A 15987-nucleotide genomic window follows, 5' to 3' on the forward strand; every position below is an offset into this window, starting at 1 on the left:
CGGCTTCCGTCACCATGCAGGGAGGAACCGCCAGAGGTGTCAGAGTCCGCGTCGCGTTGGACACCGCCGAGTTGGACACTGGACGCAGGAAACGGCGCGCCGGTCATGGCGCTGACGGGGCGATGGATGACGCGGGACGCCGCCCTGCCGGTTCTCCCCGACGATGCGCTGGACGCCCTGCCGAAGGGCGACACTCTGGGTTTCGACATCGCCGGACTCGAAAGCTGGGACAGCGGTTTCGTCGCCTTTCTCTGGGACGTCAAGCGCGCCGGGCAGAAGACAGGCGTGACCCTGCGGACGGAGACGCTCCCCCCTGCGGCGGCGCGCCTGCTGGGGCTCCTGCCGGATCAGGCAGCCGAGCCGCCCGCCCAGACCGGGCGCAAACCGGGCTTCGTCGAGCAGATCGGCGACCGGACCTTCGCCGCCCTGACGGAAACCGGGATCATCGCCGAACTCGGCGCGCAGGCGGTCAAGGGCGGCCTCCAGGCCGTGGCCGGGCGCGGACGGATGCGCATGGCCGATCTGCTGGCCAACCTTACCGATGCCGGGCCGCGCGCCCTGCTCATCGTCGGCGTGGTGAATTTCCTCCTCGGCGCGATTCTCGCCTTCGTCGGCGCGGTGCAACTCGAGAAATTCGCCGCCGGGATCTATGTCGCCAGCCTCGTCGGCATCGCCATGGTGCGCGAGATGGCCGCCGTGATGACCGCCATCATCATGGCCGGGCGCACGGGCGGCGCCTATGCGGCGCGCATCTCCACCATGCTCGGCAATGAGGAGATCGACGCGCTGGAGGTCTTCAGCATTCCGGTCTCCAGCTATCTCGTGCTGCCCGCCGTGCTGTCGCTCACCATCACCATGCCTTTCCTCTACCTCTATGGCTGCCTGATCGGCATGCTCGGCGGTTTCGTGGTGGCGATCGCCATGCTCGACGTCACCGGCGCGGGCTATTTCCACTACACCGTGACGGCTTTCGGCATCGGGCAGTTCCTGTTCGGCCTGAGCAAGAGCATCGTCTTCGGCGCCTTCATCGGCCTGACGAGTTGCCGCATCGGCCTCAAGGCCGGACGGTCCGCCGCCGATGTGGGCGTGGCCGCCACCCGCGCCGTGGTCGTCGGCATCGTGGGGGTGATCGCCCTCGACGCGCTCTTCGCCGTCATCGCCGACGTGCTGAATATCTGATGCCCGACGCCCCGATGACCCCCGACACGCTCCTCTCCATGCGCGACGTGACGCTCGCTTTCGGCCCGAAGCTGATCCAGCGCGGCATCTCGCTGGACATCCGGCGCGGCAGCATCTTCGCGGTGATGGGCGGGTCCGGCTGCGGCAAATCCACGCTGCTCAAGAGCATGATCGGCCTCCTGCGCCCCGTCGAAGGCCGCTTCGAGGTGCAGGGCGAGGACTACTGGGCCGCGACGCCCGCCCGGCGCGAGGCGATCAACCACCGCTTCGGCGTGCTGTTCCAGAGCGGCGCGCTGTGGAGTTCCATGACCATCGGCGAGAACGTCGCCCTGCCGATGCAGATGCTGACGGACCTGCCGCCCGCGACCGTCTCGCGCATGGTGGCGCTGAAGCTCGGCTTCGTCGGCCTGTCGAATGCCGTCGATCTCTTCCCCTCGGAGATCAGCGGCGGCATGCGCAAGCGCGCCGGGCTAGCGCGCGCGCTCGCGCTGGACCCCGATATCCTGTTCTTCGACGAACCCTCGGCCGGGCTGGACCCGATCACCTCGGCGCGGCTCGACGACCTCATCCTGAACCTGCGCGACGGGCTGGGCGCGACCATCGTCATCGTCAGCCACGAACTGCCCAGCCTCTTCCGCATCGCCGACAGCGGCATCTTCCTCGATGCCCGGAGCAAGACGCCGATCGCCCATGGGTCCCCCGCCGAACTGCGCGACCATTGCGCCGATCCCCAGGTCCATGCCTTCATGACCCGCGAGCGCGAGGAGGGAGACAGCACTCCATGAAGAAAGAAACACTCGTCGGCGCCTTCGTGCTGGGCGGGGTCGCGTTGCTGCTGGCGGCCTTCGTGCTGTTCGGGCGCTTCCACCCGTTCGAGCATAAGCTGTATGCGACGCTGATCTTCGAAGGCGCGAGTTCCGGCCTCACGGTCGGTTCGCCGGTGACGTTCCGCGGCGTGCAGGTCGGCACGGTGGACAAGGTGTCGATCGAATACGACCCGCCGACGCGGCGCGCCTATATCCCCGTGCATATCACGCTTCAGCCCGCCAACATCTCGCTGACCGCCGGCAGGAACTCGACGCTGCCCACCATCCCCGAACTCGTGGCGCAGGGGTTGCGCGGGGAGATGAACCTCAAGAGCTTCGTCACCGGCTCCTCGGAGATCAATCTGGATTTCGCGCCGCAGACCCGCGCCGTGCTGCATCCCGATCTCGTCTCCGGCAACGAGATCCCCACGCGCCAGTCCACCATGCAGCAGATGACGCAGACCCTGACGCAGCTTCCCCTGCGCCAGCTCGCCGACAATGCCGACAAGACCCTCGCCAGCCTCCGCGCCCTGTCGGACCGGATGGACACCTCCCTCCCCCAGCTCGTGGACAGCCTGCGCGAGACCTCCGACCACACGCGCCAGATGATGGACACCGCGAACGCCACGCTGGCCACGCTCCAGCCGGAACTGACGCGCACGCTGGAGACGATCGACCGCCTCGCCGCGGCCGGCACGGCGCAGATGAACGGGCGCGGCGCGCAGTTGAACGCCCTGCTGGCCAGGGCGGACACGATGCTGCGGAAAGCCGATCACTCGCTGGACGGGATCACCTCCCTGACCTCGCCCCGCTCGCCGGAGCGCGCCGATCTCGAAGCCAGCCTGCGCGACATCGCCGCCGCCGCCGCCGCGCTGCGCGGCTTCGCCAGCGATGTCGAACGCAATCCGCAACTCCTTCTCACGGGACGCCGCCCATGAACCGCGCCTTGCCCGGCCTCGCCCTGCTGGTCCTGCTCGCCGGGTGTGCCTCGCCGCCCCTGCGCTATTACACGCTCGGCGCGCCCGCGATCTCCACCGGCGCGACCAGCGCGCGGACGGCCCGGATGCTGACGGTCCAGCGCGTCTCCCTGCCGGATTATCTCGACACGCAGGAGATCACCTCGCGCGACGACGACCGCATCCTGCGCAGCGCCGGCGGACGCTGGGCCGAGCGCCTTTCCGTCGCCGCGACGGCGCTGCTCGCCGCGCATCTCCAGACGGACTGGCCGGACATGCTCGTGACCACCCAGCGCCCGGAGGGCGCGCCCCCCGCCGACCGTCTCGCCGTCACCATCACCCGCCTCGACATCACGAAGGACGGGCACGGTGCGCTGGATGCCCTCTGGCGCCTGATTCCCGCCGATCCGCACCGCCCGATCGCGCAGGGTCAGACCCGGCTGACGGCGGACGGCAACGCGACGACCGATGACGGCGTCGTGACCCTCACACGGAAGCTTGTGGACGGCCTCGCCGCCCGGATCGCAACACAGAGCGGCGCGACGCTTCGCTGAGTTTCGCTGAACTCAGCCGATCTTCCGTCGCAGCGCCCCCAGCGGCCCGTCCAGCACCGAGGGCTGATAGGCCGTGTGAAACCGCGCCAGTTCACGCCGCCAGGGCGCTTCATCCGCTTCGTCGGGCAGCATGACCGCATCGACGCCGCAGCGGCGGAGATAATTGGCCTGATCGGGCAGGACATGGCCGCTCGCGCGGATCTCGCCGCCGAATTTGCCGTATTCCCGCACGGCGCGCGCCTGGGTGAACCCCCGCCCGTCGCGGAAGAGCGGGAAGATGACGACCACCAGATCGAGCCGGTCGAGAAACGGCGCGATCTGCGGGAAGTCGATCTCCGGCGAGAGGATGACGCCCCGCGCGCCGGGCATCGTCTCCAGCTCCGCGAACGGAACGGCCTCGACGGTCGCCGGCGTCGCGACGGAACGCCCCCCGAGTTCAAGCCGCTTCATAGGCTGCCTCCTTGAACGGCGCGTCGCCGAGACGGGACAGCGTGTCGAGGAAGCTCTCCCCCATGTCCCGCAGGCTCAGATAACGGTCGACGATGCGGGCGATGGCGTCCACCGTCTCGTCCTCGCGCAGGGCCGGGCCGAGAATCTCGCCGATCGCCGCCTTCTCGTCGGACCGTCCGCCCAGCGTGATCTGGAAGAACTCCTCCCCACGCTTGTCCACGCCCAGCAGCCCGATATGGCCCGCATGATGATGGCCGCAGGCGTTGATGCAGCCCGAGATGTTGACGCGCAGCACGCCGATCTCCTCCTGCAACGCCACATCGCCGAAGCGCGCGCTCAGCTTCCGCGCGATCGGAATGGAGCGGGCATTGGCCAGCGCGCAGTAATCCAGCCCCGGACAGGCGATGATGTCGCCGATCCGGCTGACATTCGGCGTGCCGAGCCCGATCTCGCGCAGTTCCGACCACAGCGCGAACAGACGGTCCTGCCGCACATGCGCCAGCACGATGTTCTGCATATGCGTGATGCGCAGTTCGCCGAAGGAATGGCTGTCGGCCAGATCGGCCAGGCGATCCATCTGCGCCGAGGTCGCATCGCCCGGACTGCCGCCGGTCGGCTTCAGCGACACGGTGACGGCGATGAAGCCCGGCGCGCGATGCGGATGGGTGTTCGCATGCACCCAGCGGTCGAAGGCCGCATCGCGCCGGCGATCCGCCTCCAGCCGCGCCGCCGCATCCGCCGGAGCGTCCAGCACGGGCGAGGCGAAGCGGGCGCGGATCGCCCCGACCATCTCCGGCGTCAGACGATAATGCGCGCGATCCATCTGCGCGAGTTCCGCCAGCACCGCCGCGCGATAGGCCTCGATGCCCAGCGCCTCGACGAGAACCTTGATGCGCGCCTTGTAGATATTGTCCCGGCGACCATGGGCGTTATAGACGCGGATGATCGCCTCCAGCGTCATCAACAGGTCTTCCTCCGGCACGGAATCGAAAATCTCCTTGCCGACGAACGGCGTCCGCCCCAGACCGCCGCCCACGAAGATGCGGAAGAGCGGCTTTCCATCCGCCCCCGGCCGCGTGACGAGGCCGATATCATGGAAGCGCGCGGCGACGCGGTCCTGCGGACTGCCGGAAATCGCGATCTTGAACTTGCGCGGCAGGAAGGTGAATTCCGGATGCAGCGTGGACCATTGCCGCAGGATTTCGGCATGAATGCGCGGATCGAGCAGCTCGTCCGCCGCCGCGCCCGCGAACTGGTCCGAGGTGACGTTGCGGATGCAGTTGCCGCTGGTCTGGATCGCATGCATGTCCACGCTGGCCAGCTTGCGGAGGATCTCCGGCGTCTCCTCCAGCTTGATCCAGTTGAACTGGATGTTCTGCCGCGTGGTGAAATGCCCGTAATCGCGATCATGCACGCGCGCGATCTCGGCCAGCATCCGCATCTGCCGGCTGTCCAGCGTGCCGTAGGGAATGGCGATGCGGAGCATGTAGGCGTGAAGCTGGAGATACAGGCCGTTCATCAGACGGAACGGCTTGAACTCGTCCTCGGTCAGCGCGCCGCTGAGACGGCGGCCGACCTGATCGGCGAATTCCTCGATCCGCGAGGCGAGAAAATCGCGGTCCACCGCGTCATACTGGTAGTGGCCGATGGGGGCGTTCATCTCAGGCGATCCTCATACCGTCGGCCCGAAGGCCCTGATCCTCTCCCGCATCGTCGCGGGAACCGGCGGCGCGCCGGGCGTGACGGCGACCTTGTAGACGCCGACCACGCCGTCCTTCTGCGCGTCCACTCCGGCCAGCGCCGCCTCGGCCTCGTCGGCATCGAGCAGCGCGGCCCTGTCGAAGGCGGACCACCACGCGCCGGCGGCATCACGCCAGACGATGACTCCATCCAGCAGGCGGTTGGCCGTCAGGGCGAGCTTCTGTCCGGCGCCAAGGCGGGCGGGATGCAGCATCAGAGCGCGACTTCGCGGCGGATGAAGGCGGCGAGCCGCTCGGCCAGCGCCGCCGCATCCCCGTCGGCCAGAACCAGCGCCGGCGCGTCGGGCGCTTCATACGGCGCGCTGACGCCGGTGAACTCGGGGATCTTCCCCGCCTTCGCCGCCGCATAGAGCCCCTTCGGATCGCGCGCCTCGCAGGTGGCGAGCGGCGTGTCCACGAAAATCTCGTGGAAGGACTCGCCGACGATTTGCCGCGCCATCTCCCGGTCCGCGCGCAGCGGGGAGACGAGCGCCACGATCACCGCCTGACCGCTCTCGGCGAGAATCTTCGCCACATGCGCCGCACGGCGGATGTTCTCGCGCCGCTCCTCGGGAGAGAAGCCGAGATCTGAGCAGAGCCCGGCCCGCAGCGTGTCGCCGTCGAGCACGGTGACGGCGCTTCCCCCGGCGGCCAGATCCTCTTCCGCCCGGCGCGCGAGCGTGCTCTTGCCGGAGCCGGGCAGGCCGGTCAGCCAGAACACCGCCGCGCGATGCCCGCGCGCCTTCGCCCGGGCATGGGCGTCGATGCGGCTGGCGGTCGGATGGATGGCGCGCGCGCCATCGGGCAGCGCGGCCGCGCCGATCAGCGGCGCCCCGGCGACGATGCGCTGGAAGCGATCGACCAGCACGCCGCGCCCGTCGCTCAGCCCCGGCTGGAACGGATCGAACAGCACCGCATGCGCCGCCGCCAGCGTGACCTCCGCGAACCCGTCCGCCGGCACGGAGTCGCCGGGATTGAGCATGAGCGTGTCGAGATCGACCACCGCGTCGATGCTCGCCACCGTCACGTCATGCTCGGCGGTGGACAGCCGCAGCGTGAAGCTCTCGCCCACGCGCAACGGCTCGCTCCGCAGCCAGAACAGGCGCGTGCGGATGCGGGCGGCGCGTTCGGGCGCGGCGGCCGCGTCATCGGCGGGAAACAGCAGATCGCCGCGATCGGGCACGAGATCCGGCTCCAGACGCAGGGCGACGGATTCGCCCGCCCCCGCCACCGTGCTCTCCGGCGCATGCCAGCGGCTGATCTCCACCACCGTCGCGACCTGCCCCTGCGCGCCGATCACGATGCGGTCCCCCGTGCGGACCGCCCCGCGCTCGACACGCCCGGCGACATAGCGCACATCGTCGAAACGATAGACATCCTGCACCGGCATGCGGAAGGGCAGCGCCGCGCGCGAGCCGGGCGGCGGCACCTGCGCCAGCGCCTCGGTCAGGGTGGGGCCTTCGTACCACGGCGCTTTCTCCGAGCGCGCGGCGATGTTGTCTCCATCGCGGGCGGAAGCGGGAATCACGGCCTCGACCGCGATCTCCAGACGCCCGAGCAGGGCGCGCACATCCGCCTCGGCCTGCGCGATCCGCGCCTCGTCGAAACCCAGCAGGTCGGATTTGTTGAGCAGCACGATGACATGGCGGATGCCGATGAGCCGCAGCAGCATCGCATGGCGGCGCGTCTGCTCCTGCGCGCCTTCCTGCGCGTCCACAACCAGCACGGCGGCCTCCGCGTCGGCCGCGCCGGTGATCATGTTGCGCAGGAACTGGCGATGGCCCGGCGCATCGACGATCACATATTCCCGCCCGCCGAGATGAAAGGGAATCCGCGTGGAATCCACGGTCACGCCCTGGTCGCGCTCGATCTGCAAACTGTCGAGCAGGAAGGACCACTCGATATGCAGCCCGCGCTTGCGGCTGGATTCGACGATCTGGGCCAGCTTGCCTTCCTGAAGGCTGCCCGTGTCATGCAGCAGCCGGCCGATCAGCGTGGACTTGCCGTGATCGACATGCCCGACGATGACGATCGGCGTGGCGGCGGCGCGGTGAGCCCCGATGGCGGGACTCGCAGGCGTGTTCATGACGTCTCCCATCTTTACAGATACCCCGCGACGCGCAGACGCTCGAACGCGTCTTCCGCCTCATGATCCATGGCGCGCCCGGCGCGCTCGGAGGTCTTGCTGGTCTCCAGCTCGGCGATCACCTCGGCGACGGTTGCGGCGTTGCTCTCCACCGGGAAGGTGATGTCCGAATCCCCCAGCGAACGGTAGCGCTTGCCGTTCTTCGCGAAATACAGATCGACCAGCGGAATGTTCTCGCGCTCGATATAGCGCCAGATGTCGATCTCCCGCCACGCCAGCAACGGATGGACGCGGACATGCATCCCGTCCTCGTACGGCGTCGCATACTGGTCCCAGAATTCGGGCGGCTGGTTGCGCACGTCCCAGCGATGCCCCGCGCCGCGCGGGCTGAACACGCGCTCCTTGGCGCGAGTGGCCTGCTCGTCGCGGCGGATGCCCGCGATGACGCCGCGCAGCCTGTGCGTCTCGATCAGCTTCGCCAGCCCCGCCGTCTTGCGCGCCGCCGACCGCGCGGCGGGCGGCAGGGACGGGTCGATCTCCTCGACCGGCGGGCAGTCGCCCAGCATCAGGTCGAGATTCCACTTCTTCGCGTATTCCGTGCGGAAGGCATACATCTCGGGGAATTTCTTCCCCGTATCGACATGCATGACCGGGAAGGGCAGGCGGCCCATGAACGCCTTGCGCGCCAGCCACACCATCACGTTGCTGTCCTTGCCCAGCGACCAGAGCAGGGCGAGCGGACGCAGCTTTCGATAGGCCTCGCGCAGGATGAAGACGCTCTGCGCCTCCAGCTGATCGAGATCGTCCATGACGTGGGATTCGGGCATGACGCGGGGTTCGGAGTGGGATATCATCGTCTCTCTGGTCCAGTTCCTCAGCTCGGCTGATGGATGCCGCATTCGATCTTCGCAAGGCCGGACCAGCGTCCGGCGCGGGGGTCTTCCCCGTCCCTGACCGGCCGCGTGCAGGGCGCGCAGCCGATCGAACTGTAGCCCAGCGCCGCGAGCGGATGACGGGGCAGGGCGCGGCGCGTCATCTCCGCGTCGATCTCCCGCGGCGTCCAGCTCGCCAGCGGATTGATCTTCACCGTCCCGTCCTCCCGCCGCTCGATGAGCGGCAGGGCCGAGCGCGTCGCCGCCTGGCTGCGCTTGCGCCCGGAGATCCAGGCGTCGAACGGCGGCAGTGCCGCGTCCAGTGGCTCGACCTTGCGCAGGGCGCAGCAGGCGTCGGGGTCGAAATGCCAGAGCTGGCCGATCGGGTCGCGCGCCGCCAGCGCCTCGTCCGACGGGGCGATCGAGCGCACGTCGCGCAGCCCGAGATGGCGCGTCAGACTGTCGCGATAGGCGAGCGTCTCCGGGAAATGCTGGCCCGTCTCGAGAAACAGCACCGGCACGTCGGGATCGACCTCGGCGGCCATGGCCAGCAGCAGGGCGGATTCGGTGCCGAAGGACGAGACGATGGCGATCCGCCCGCGCAGCACGCGCAGGGCCGTTTCCATCAGCGACGCTTCCGCCGCCTGCTCCAGCCGATCGAATTCCTCGTCCTGCATTGCCATGATGGATGAACCTGAGTCCTGAGTCGCGTCACCCGGATATGGGCAGGGGTTCCCGATAATCAATCACCGGAAATTGGGCAATAGTTATTTTCCATATTTAACTATTGTGAAATGTTGATTTGAAAGACCGTTTCCCCTTCATCACATGCGCGCGCCAATTCATCACACACATGTCACGGGAACCTTTCCGGCACGGGCGACGAGTCGCCGTCCTATCCTGCGAACGCCATGCGATTCGTCCCCTGCGCCGCGCCGACCGAAAGAGAACCGCCACGCATCCCACGCGTCCACGTCACATACCGGGTTGCGCCACGACGGACGACCCGCACCGGAATCGACGGGTGTTCACAACTCTGTACTCTATGGCAGCATCTACAGGATGCAGAGGACGACGCTCCTCTGAGCAAGTGAGGCTGAAATGAAGTCGATGTCGAGGAAATTGATTGCACCGCTGACCGTCGCCGCCATGGCGGCCGCCCCCGCCTACGCGCTCGACGTGACGCGGACGGAGACGATCGCCGCGCCGCCGGCGAAGGTCTGGGCGGCGATCGCGCCATTCTGCAGCATCGGCGACTGGCATCCCGCCATAGCGAAATGCACGCTCGTCGACGCGGGCGGCCACCCGCAGCGCGATCTGGCGCTGAAGGGCGGCGGCGAGATCGTCGAACAGCAGGTCTTCATCGACGACGCCAAGATGACCTACACCTATATCATCGTGAAGGGCCCGCTCCCCGTGGCGAATTACCAGTCCAGCCTCACGGTGCTGCCGGACGGCAAAGGCTCGAAACTCGTCTGGACCGGCACGTTCGACGCGAAGGGCGCAACGGACGCGAAGGCGAAGGACGTGATCGCCGGAATCTACGAAAGCGGGCTGAAGGGCATCGCCGCCAAGGTGGCTCAGTAAGCCGCCATCGCGGCGCGGCGTCACCCGACCGCGCCGCGATGGCGCACCACCTCGCCGATGATGATCAGCGCCGGGCTTGAGACCGCCCGCTCCCGCGCCAGCGCGGCGAGGGTGGCGAGCGTGCCCGCATGGACGCGCTGGTCGGGCCGTGTCCCGCGCTCGATGACGGCGGCGGGCCAGTCCGGGGGGAGCCCGTGCTCGGTCAGCCGCGCGCAGAGTTCGGCCAGCGGCGTGAGCCCCATATAGATCACGAGCGTCTGGCCGCGCCGCGCCAGAGTCGGCCAGTCGAGAGCGAGCGTGCCGTCGGCACGCGCATGACCGGTGAGAAAGACGCAGATCTGCGCGCAATCGCGGTGGGTGAGCGGAATCCCCGCCAGCGCCCCGCATCCGCTCGCCGCCGTGATGCCGGGAATGACGCGCACGCGCACCCCCGCCGCCAGCAGGGCCTCCATCTCCTCGCCGCCCCGCCCGAAGATGAACGGATCGCCCCCCTTGAGGCGCAGCACGCGCTCGCCCGCCTGCGCGCGGCGAATCAATTCCGCATTGATCTCCGCCTGCGGCAGGGAATGGCGACTCTTCTGCTTGCCCACGAAGACGCGCACCGCGTCCCGGCGCACCCGCTCCAGGATCGCCTCGGGAATGAGCTGGTCATAAAGCACCGAATCGCAATTCTGCATCAGCCGCAGCGCCGCGAGCGTCAACATGTCGGGATCGCCGGGACCGGCCCCCACCAGCCACGCCTCGCCCACGCGCGAATGGCCGCTCACCGCGCGCTCCAGCGCCGCCTGGGCCGCATCGTCCCGCCCGGCCAGAGCGGCTTCCGCCCCCGGACCGTCCACGAACATCTCCCAGGCGCGGCGGCGGGCCGTCACCTCCGGCAGGCGCTCCCGAATCCAGGGCCGCCGCCCGCGCATGAACCGCGCCAGCCGCCCCAGCCCCTCGGGCAGCAACGCTTCGATCTGCAAACGCAGGCGGCGCGCGAGCACCGGCGCGGCCCCGCCGGTCATGATGGCGATCTGAACCGGCCTGCGGTCGATGATGGCGGGGGTGATGAAGCTGGAAGGCTCCGGATCGTCCACCGCGCAGACGAGGACATTATGCGCCCGCGCGCGATCGGCCACGAGTCGGTTGACCGCTTCGTCGTCCGTCGCCGCGAAGACGGCCCGCATCCGCGGCAACAGCGCATCGAGCAGCGCCGCGCCGACCGATTCGCCCGCGAGACGGAACCGCCCTTCTTCGTGCCAGCGCCGCATCTCCGGCCCGAGCGCGCGGGCGATCACATGGATCGTCGCGCCCCGGCTCATCACGAGGCGCGTCTTGTTGGCCGCGATCCCTCCGCCGCCGACGATCAGGATCTCGGCATCGTCCAGACGCAGGGCGACAGGCAGAAAGGCATCATCATTCATGACAGCATCATGGGCCGCATGACAGAAAAGTTAAAACGAAAACGCCCGCGCCACGCCGCTTCAACCCGCGCCGTTCCTGCCCTCCGTCGGAGAACTCCGCCGGAATGGAGCGGGTCATGTCGGGAGAATAATAACATGGATGTCACGATACCTATGCATTATGTCAAAACATGTCAATTAGATATGCGTTTTTTGCATGCATAAAGCTCTGTCGCAAAGGTGATCGCCCATCTCATCCACGTGTTATTTGAGACGTCAACGTATCAAATTGGGAGTTTACGGCCCAATCCGCCAAGAGGCCGGCAACGAAAATAAGATTGATTATCAATTTCAATTCATACCGGGGTGAGTCGAAGTAAAGTTTTTGTGATATCCAACAAAGAGCCCATGCTTACATTGCATGGTTCCCCGCAACCCGGTAAGCGGATGCAATCTGGATTTGATGTCAGGACTGTTCACCGAAACCTGGATTGGCGGCGCGGCTGCCGGCGTCGGGACCAGCATCGGACAATGTCTCCGGACGGGACATTTCGCCGCGACGGTTTCTGCGTTCATCCATATAGACTGAGGGATGAGATACTCTGACGATGACGGCTAAAACAAATCGGCGCAGCAACGCCGCGTCATGGCTTCTGGGCGGCTGCCTCGCCGCAACGGCTCTCTCCCTCCTTCCACAGGCGCCCGCGCGCGCCCAGGAGACACATGCGGCGGATACCGGCGAGGCCATCATCCATGCCGACGCCCATCCGGAAAACTGGCTGAGCTACGGCCGCACCTATTCCGAGCAGCGCTACAGCCCGCTCGACCAGATCAACACCTCCAATGTCGGCCAGATGAAGCTGGCATGGCATTACGACCTCGACACGAATCGCGGCCAGGAGGGCACGCCCCTCGTCGTTGACGGCGTCCTCTACGCCACCACCAACTGGTCGAAGATGAAGGCGGTGGACGCCGCGACGGGCAAGCTGATCTGGGCCTACGATCCCAAGGTGCCGGGCAACATCGCCGACCGGGGCTGCTGCGACACCGTCAATCGCGGCCTCGCCTACTGGAACGGCAAGGTCTATTTCGGCACGTTCGACGGCCGCCTGATCGCGCTGGACGCCAAGACCGGCAAGCTCGTGTGGCAGGTCTACACCATTCCCAAGGAAGCGCAGCTCGGCCATCAGCGCTCCTATACGATCGACATCGCTCCCCGCATCGCCAAGGGCCGCGTGCTGATCGGCAATGGCGGCGCGGAATTCGGCGCGCGCGGCTTCGTCTCCGCCTATGACGCCGAGACCGGCAAGCTCGACTGGCGCTTCTTCACGGTGCCGAACCCCAAGAACGAGCCGGACCACGCCCCCTCCGACTCCATCCTGATGTCCAAGGCCTACAAGACCTGGGGCGACGGCGCATGGAAGCAGCAGGGCGGCGGCGGCACCGTCTGGGATTCGCTCGTCTACGACCCCGTGACCGACCTCGTCTATATCGGCGTCGGCAACGGCTCGCCCTGGAACTACAAGTTCCGTTCGGGCGGCAAGGGCAACGATCTCTTCCTCGGCTCCATCGTGGCCGTGAAGCCCGAGACCGGCGAATATGTCTGGCATTTCCAGGAAACGCCGATGGATCAGTGGGACTATACGTCAGTCCAGCAGATCATGACGCTCGACCTGCCGATCAACGGCGAGACGCGCCACGTCATCGTCCATGCGCCGAAGAACGGCTTCTTCTATATCCTCGACGCGAAGACGGGCGCCTTCATCTCGGCCAACAATTACGTCTATGAGAACTGGGCCGACGGCGTCGATCCCGTGACCGGCCGCCCCAACATCAAGCCCGAGGCGCTCTGGACGCTGACCGGCGGCTCGCGCTACGCCATCCCGGGCGATCTCGGCGGCCATAATTTCGCGGCGATGTCCTACGATCCGCAGACCGGCTATGTCTATATCCCGGCGCAGCAGGTGCCCTTCGCCTACACGCAGCAGGTCGGCGGCTTCAAGGTTCATCCGGACAGCTGGAATCTCGGCCTCGACATGAACAAGGTCGGCCTTCTGGACAGCGATCCGGAAGGCAAGAAGCAGTTCTTCAACGATCTGAAGGGCTGGATCGTCGCCTGGGACCCGAAGACGCAGAAGGCGGCCTTCACCGTCGATCACAAGGGGCCGTGGAACGGCGGCCTCCTGACCACCGCCGGCGGGCTGATCTTCCAGGGCCTGGCGAATGGCGAATTCCACGCCTATGACGCGAAGACGGGCCAGGATCTCTACACCTTCCCGGCCCAGTCCGGCATCATCGCCCCGCCGATCACCTATACCGCCCACGGCAAGCAGTATGTCGCCGTGGAAGTGGGCTGGGGCGGCATCTACCCGATCATGCTCGGCGTCGCGGCCCGGCCCTCGGGCTGGACGGTCAACCACTCGCGTCTCATCGCCTTCTCGCTGGACGGCAAGGACAGGCTCCCGCCCGATAACGACAAGGGCTTCATCCCCGTCAAACCGCCGGAGCAGGCCGCGAACGCGGATGACAAGGCGCTGGCCGACGGATACTTCCAGTATCAGACGTTCTGCGTCGGCTGCCATGGCGACAACGCCGTGTCCGGCGGCGTCCTGCCGGATCTCCGCTGGTCCGGCGCCATCCGCGGCACGCAGAAATTCTACGACCTCGTCGGCCGCGGCGCCCTGACCGCCTACGGCATGGACCGCTTCGACAAGTCAATGAACCCGCAGCAGATCGAGCATATTCGCGAGTTCCTCGTGAAGCGCGCCCAGGATACGTACGAGGCTGAAGTGAAGGCCCGGCAGAACCCGCAGGGCATTCCCGACGAGAGCTTCCTCAAAGGGGGTGAGCCGTGAGCCGCCGCTCCGATCGTCCGGAAACGCACAGCAGCCTCGGGGGCAATGACATGAAGAAAAACGTGATGAAACGGGCCGTTCTGGCAGGCGCCCTCTCCCTGGCGGCAGGCTGGCTCGCCGCCGGCCCGGCCACGGCACAGGAAACCGGCGGCGAGGACGCGCTGGTCCAGCGCGGCGCCTATATTTCCCGCCTGGCGGACTGCGTGGCCTGCCACACCGGCCTGCACGGCATAAAATACGCGGGCGGGCTGAAGATCGCCACGCCGATCGGCGATATCTATTCGACGAACATCACGCCGGACAAGGAAACCGGCATCGGCACCTACACGCTCGCCGATTTCACCCGCGCGCTGCGCGAGGGCGTCCGCAAGGACGGGGCGACCATGTATCCGGCCATGCCCTATGACGCCTTCTCGCGCATGTCGGACTCCGACATCGCCGCGCTCTATGCCTATTTCATGCACGGCGTCGCGCCGGTCCACATGGAGAACAGGGCCTCCACGATCTCCTGGCCGCTCTCCATGCGCTGGCCGCTGGCGATCTGGCGCGCGCTGTTCGCACCCGCGCCGAAGCCCATGAACACGACGGAAGGCTCGGACGACGTGGCGCGGGGCGAATATATCGTCACCGGCCCCGGCCATTGCGGCTCGTGCCACACGCCGCGCGGCTGGGCGATGCAGCTCAAGGCCTATGACGCGTCAGGCGGGCCGGCCTTCCTCGCCGGCGGCGCGCCGATCGACAACTGGGTGGCGCCGAGCCTGCGCAGCGATCCGGTGCAGGGCATCGGCAAGTGGTCGGAAGACGATATCGTCACCTTCCTGAAATCGGGCCGCATCGACCACTCCGCCGTGTTCGGCGGCATGGCCGACGTGGTGGGCTGGAGCACGCAGTACTACACGGACTCCGACCTCCGCTCGATCGCGAAATACCTGAAGAGCCTGCCGGACGTGCCGGTCCCGCCCGTCACCGTCAAGGACGCGGCGACGACGACGCAGGCCGTCGCCTCCGCCGACCCGGCCGGCCACACGGGCGCGTCCGTCTATCTGCGTGAATGCGCGATCTGCCACCAGAACGACGGCTCGGGCGTCAACCGCATGTTCCCGCCGCTCGACGGCAACCCGGTCATCGTGTCGGACAACCCGACCTCCGTGGCGAACGTGATCGTCAATGGCGGCGTGCTGCCGCCGACGAATATCGCGCCGTCCTCCGTCGCCATGCCGGGCTTCGCCCATGGCACGCACGCCCTGAGCGACGCGGACATCGCGGCGGTCACGAACTTCATCCGCGAGGGCTGGAGCAATCAGGCCCACGGCAACGTCACGGCGGCGGACATCCGGACACTCCGCACCACCGGCGCGCCGCTGAGCTTCGCCGCCTGGGCGCACAGCACGACCGGCTTCGCCTCCCAGACGCCGCAACCCTACGGCGCCGGCTGGACCTTCTCGCCGCAGACCCATGCGGGAGTCGACGAGGCGCAGTAACGCACCTCGCCGCCACGCCATGGACCCGAAAAGCGCC

14 protein-coding genes are annotated in these 15987 nt (G+C 67.5%); 7 read left to right on the forward strand and 7 right to left on the reverse strand.

What is annotated here, in order from left to right; genetic code table 11:
• Positions 1 to 105: 105 nt before the first annotated feature.
• Genes EDC31_RS05970 through EDC31_RS05985 form a run of 4 tightly spaced genes read left to right on the forward strand, consistent with a single transcriptional unit; the run spans position 106 to position 3495 of the window.
• Positions 106 to 1179: an ABC transporter permease gene (locus EDC31_RS05970; RefSeq protein ID WP_239641558.1), complete on the forward strand. Its 1074-nt coding sequence runs from the start codon at positions 106 to 108 to the stop codon at positions 1177 to 1179.
• Positions 1179 to 1964 (forward strand): ABC transporter ATP-binding protein, encoded by a 786-nt coding sequence (locus EDC31_RS05975; RefSeq protein ID WP_042056575.1) that lies wholly within the window; start codon positions 1179 to 1181, stop codon positions 1962 to 1964. Before EDC31_RS05970 ends, EDC31_RS05975 begins: the two co-directional genes overlap by 1 nt.
• Complete coding sequence (locus EDC31_RS05980) at positions 1961 to 2923, forward strand: MlaD family protein (protein ID WP_042056571.1); 963 nt, start codon at positions 1961 to 1963, stop codon at positions 2921 to 2923. Before EDC31_RS05975 ends, EDC31_RS05980 begins: the two co-directional genes overlap by 4 nt.
• Positions 2920 to 3495 carry a PqiC family protein gene (locus tag EDC31_RS05985; protein WP_042056570.1) on the forward strand — a complete coding sequence of 192 codons (576 nt, stop codon included), beginning with the start codon at positions 2920 to 2922 and terminating at the stop codon, positions 3493 to 3495. The genes EDC31_RS05980 and EDC31_RS05985 overlap by 4 nt, the downstream gene beginning before the upstream one ends.
• A gap of 12 nt (positions 3496 to 3507) precedes the next feature.
• On the opposite strand, the gene EDC31_RS05990 is transcribed toward EDC31_RS05985, so the two are convergent.
• The 6 genes from EDC31_RS05990 to EDC31_RS06015 form a co-directional block, all read right to left on the reverse strand.
• On the reverse strand, positions 3508 to 3945 hold the full coding sequence (locus EDC31_RS05990) for a DUF934 domain-containing protein (RefSeq protein WP_042056567.1): 438 nt from the start codon (positions 3943 to 3945) through the stop codon (positions 3508 to 3510).
• Entirely contained in the window at positions 3932 to 5605 is a 1674-nt protein-coding gene (locus tag EDC31_RS05995) for a nitrite/sulfite reductase (protein ID WP_042056565.1), read from the reverse strand. The genes EDC31_RS05990 and EDC31_RS05995 overlap by 14 nt, the downstream gene beginning before the upstream one ends.
• 12 nt (positions 5606 to 5617) lie before the next feature.
• On the reverse strand, positions 5618 to 5899 hold the full coding sequence (locus EDC31_RS06000) for a DUF2849 domain-containing protein (RefSeq protein ID WP_042056563.1): 282 nt from the start codon (positions 5897 to 5899) through the stop codon (positions 5618 to 5620).
• Positions 5899 to 7770: an adenylyl-sulfate kinase gene (gene cysC / locus EDC31_RS06005; RefSeq protein ID WP_132126949.1), complete on the reverse strand. Its 1872-nt coding sequence runs from the start codon at positions 7768 to 7770 to the stop codon at positions 5899 to 5901. The genes EDC31_RS06000 and cysC overlap by 1 nt, the downstream gene beginning before the upstream one ends.
• Positions 7771 to 7784: 14 nt before the next feature.
• Positions 7785 to 8579: a sulfate adenylyltransferase subunit CysD gene (cysD, locus tag EDC31_RS06010; protein ID WP_042056620.1), complete on the reverse strand. Its 795-nt coding sequence runs from the start codon at positions 8577 to 8579 to the stop codon at positions 7785 to 7787.
• A 65-nt stretch (positions 8580 to 8644) separates the two neighbouring features.
• Complete coding sequence (locus tag EDC31_RS06015; protein WP_042056557.1) at positions 8645 to 9325, reverse strand: phosphoadenylyl-sulfate reductase; 681 nt, start codon at positions 9323 to 9325, stop codon at positions 8645 to 8647.
• Positions 9326 to 9752: 427 nt separating this feature from the next.
• On the opposite strand from EDC31_RS06015, the gene EDC31_RS06020 reads away from it, so the two are divergent.
• Positions 9753 to 10229, forward strand: a complete 477-nt coding sequence (locus tag EDC31_RS06020) for an SRPBCC family protein (RefSeq protein WP_042056556.1) — start codon at positions 9753 to 9755, stop codon at positions 10227 to 10229.
• Between the two features lie 20 nt (positions 10230 to 10249).
• On the opposite strand, the gene cysG is transcribed toward EDC31_RS06020, so the two are convergent.
• Entirely contained in the window at positions 10250 to 11635 is a 1386-nt protein-coding gene (cysG, locus tag EDC31_RS06025) for a siroheme synthase CysG (protein ID WP_042056554.1), read from the reverse strand.
• Positions 11636 to 12222: 587 nt separating this feature from the next.
• On the opposite strand from cysG, the gene EDC31_RS06030 reads away from it, so the two are divergent.
• On the forward strand, positions 12223 to 14469 hold the full coding sequence (locus EDC31_RS06030) for a PQQ-dependent dehydrogenase, methanol/ethanol family (protein ID WP_081797425.1): 2247 nt from the start codon (positions 12223 to 12225) through the stop codon (positions 14467 to 14469).
• 65 nt (positions 14470 to 14534) lie between these two features.
• Positions 14535 to 15950, forward strand: coding sequence for a cytochrome c (locus tag EDC31_RS06035; protein ID WP_132126950.1), 1416 nt, complete (start codon positions 14535 to 14537; stop codon positions 15948 to 15950).
• Positions 15951 to 15987: the final 37 nt, after the last annotated feature.

Source organism: Acidomonas methanolica, assembly GCF_004346035.1.
In the GTDB taxonomy this organism is placed as follows: domain Bacteria; phylum Pseudomonadota; class Alphaproteobacteria; order Acetobacterales; family Acetobacteraceae; genus Acidomonas; species Acidomonas methanolica.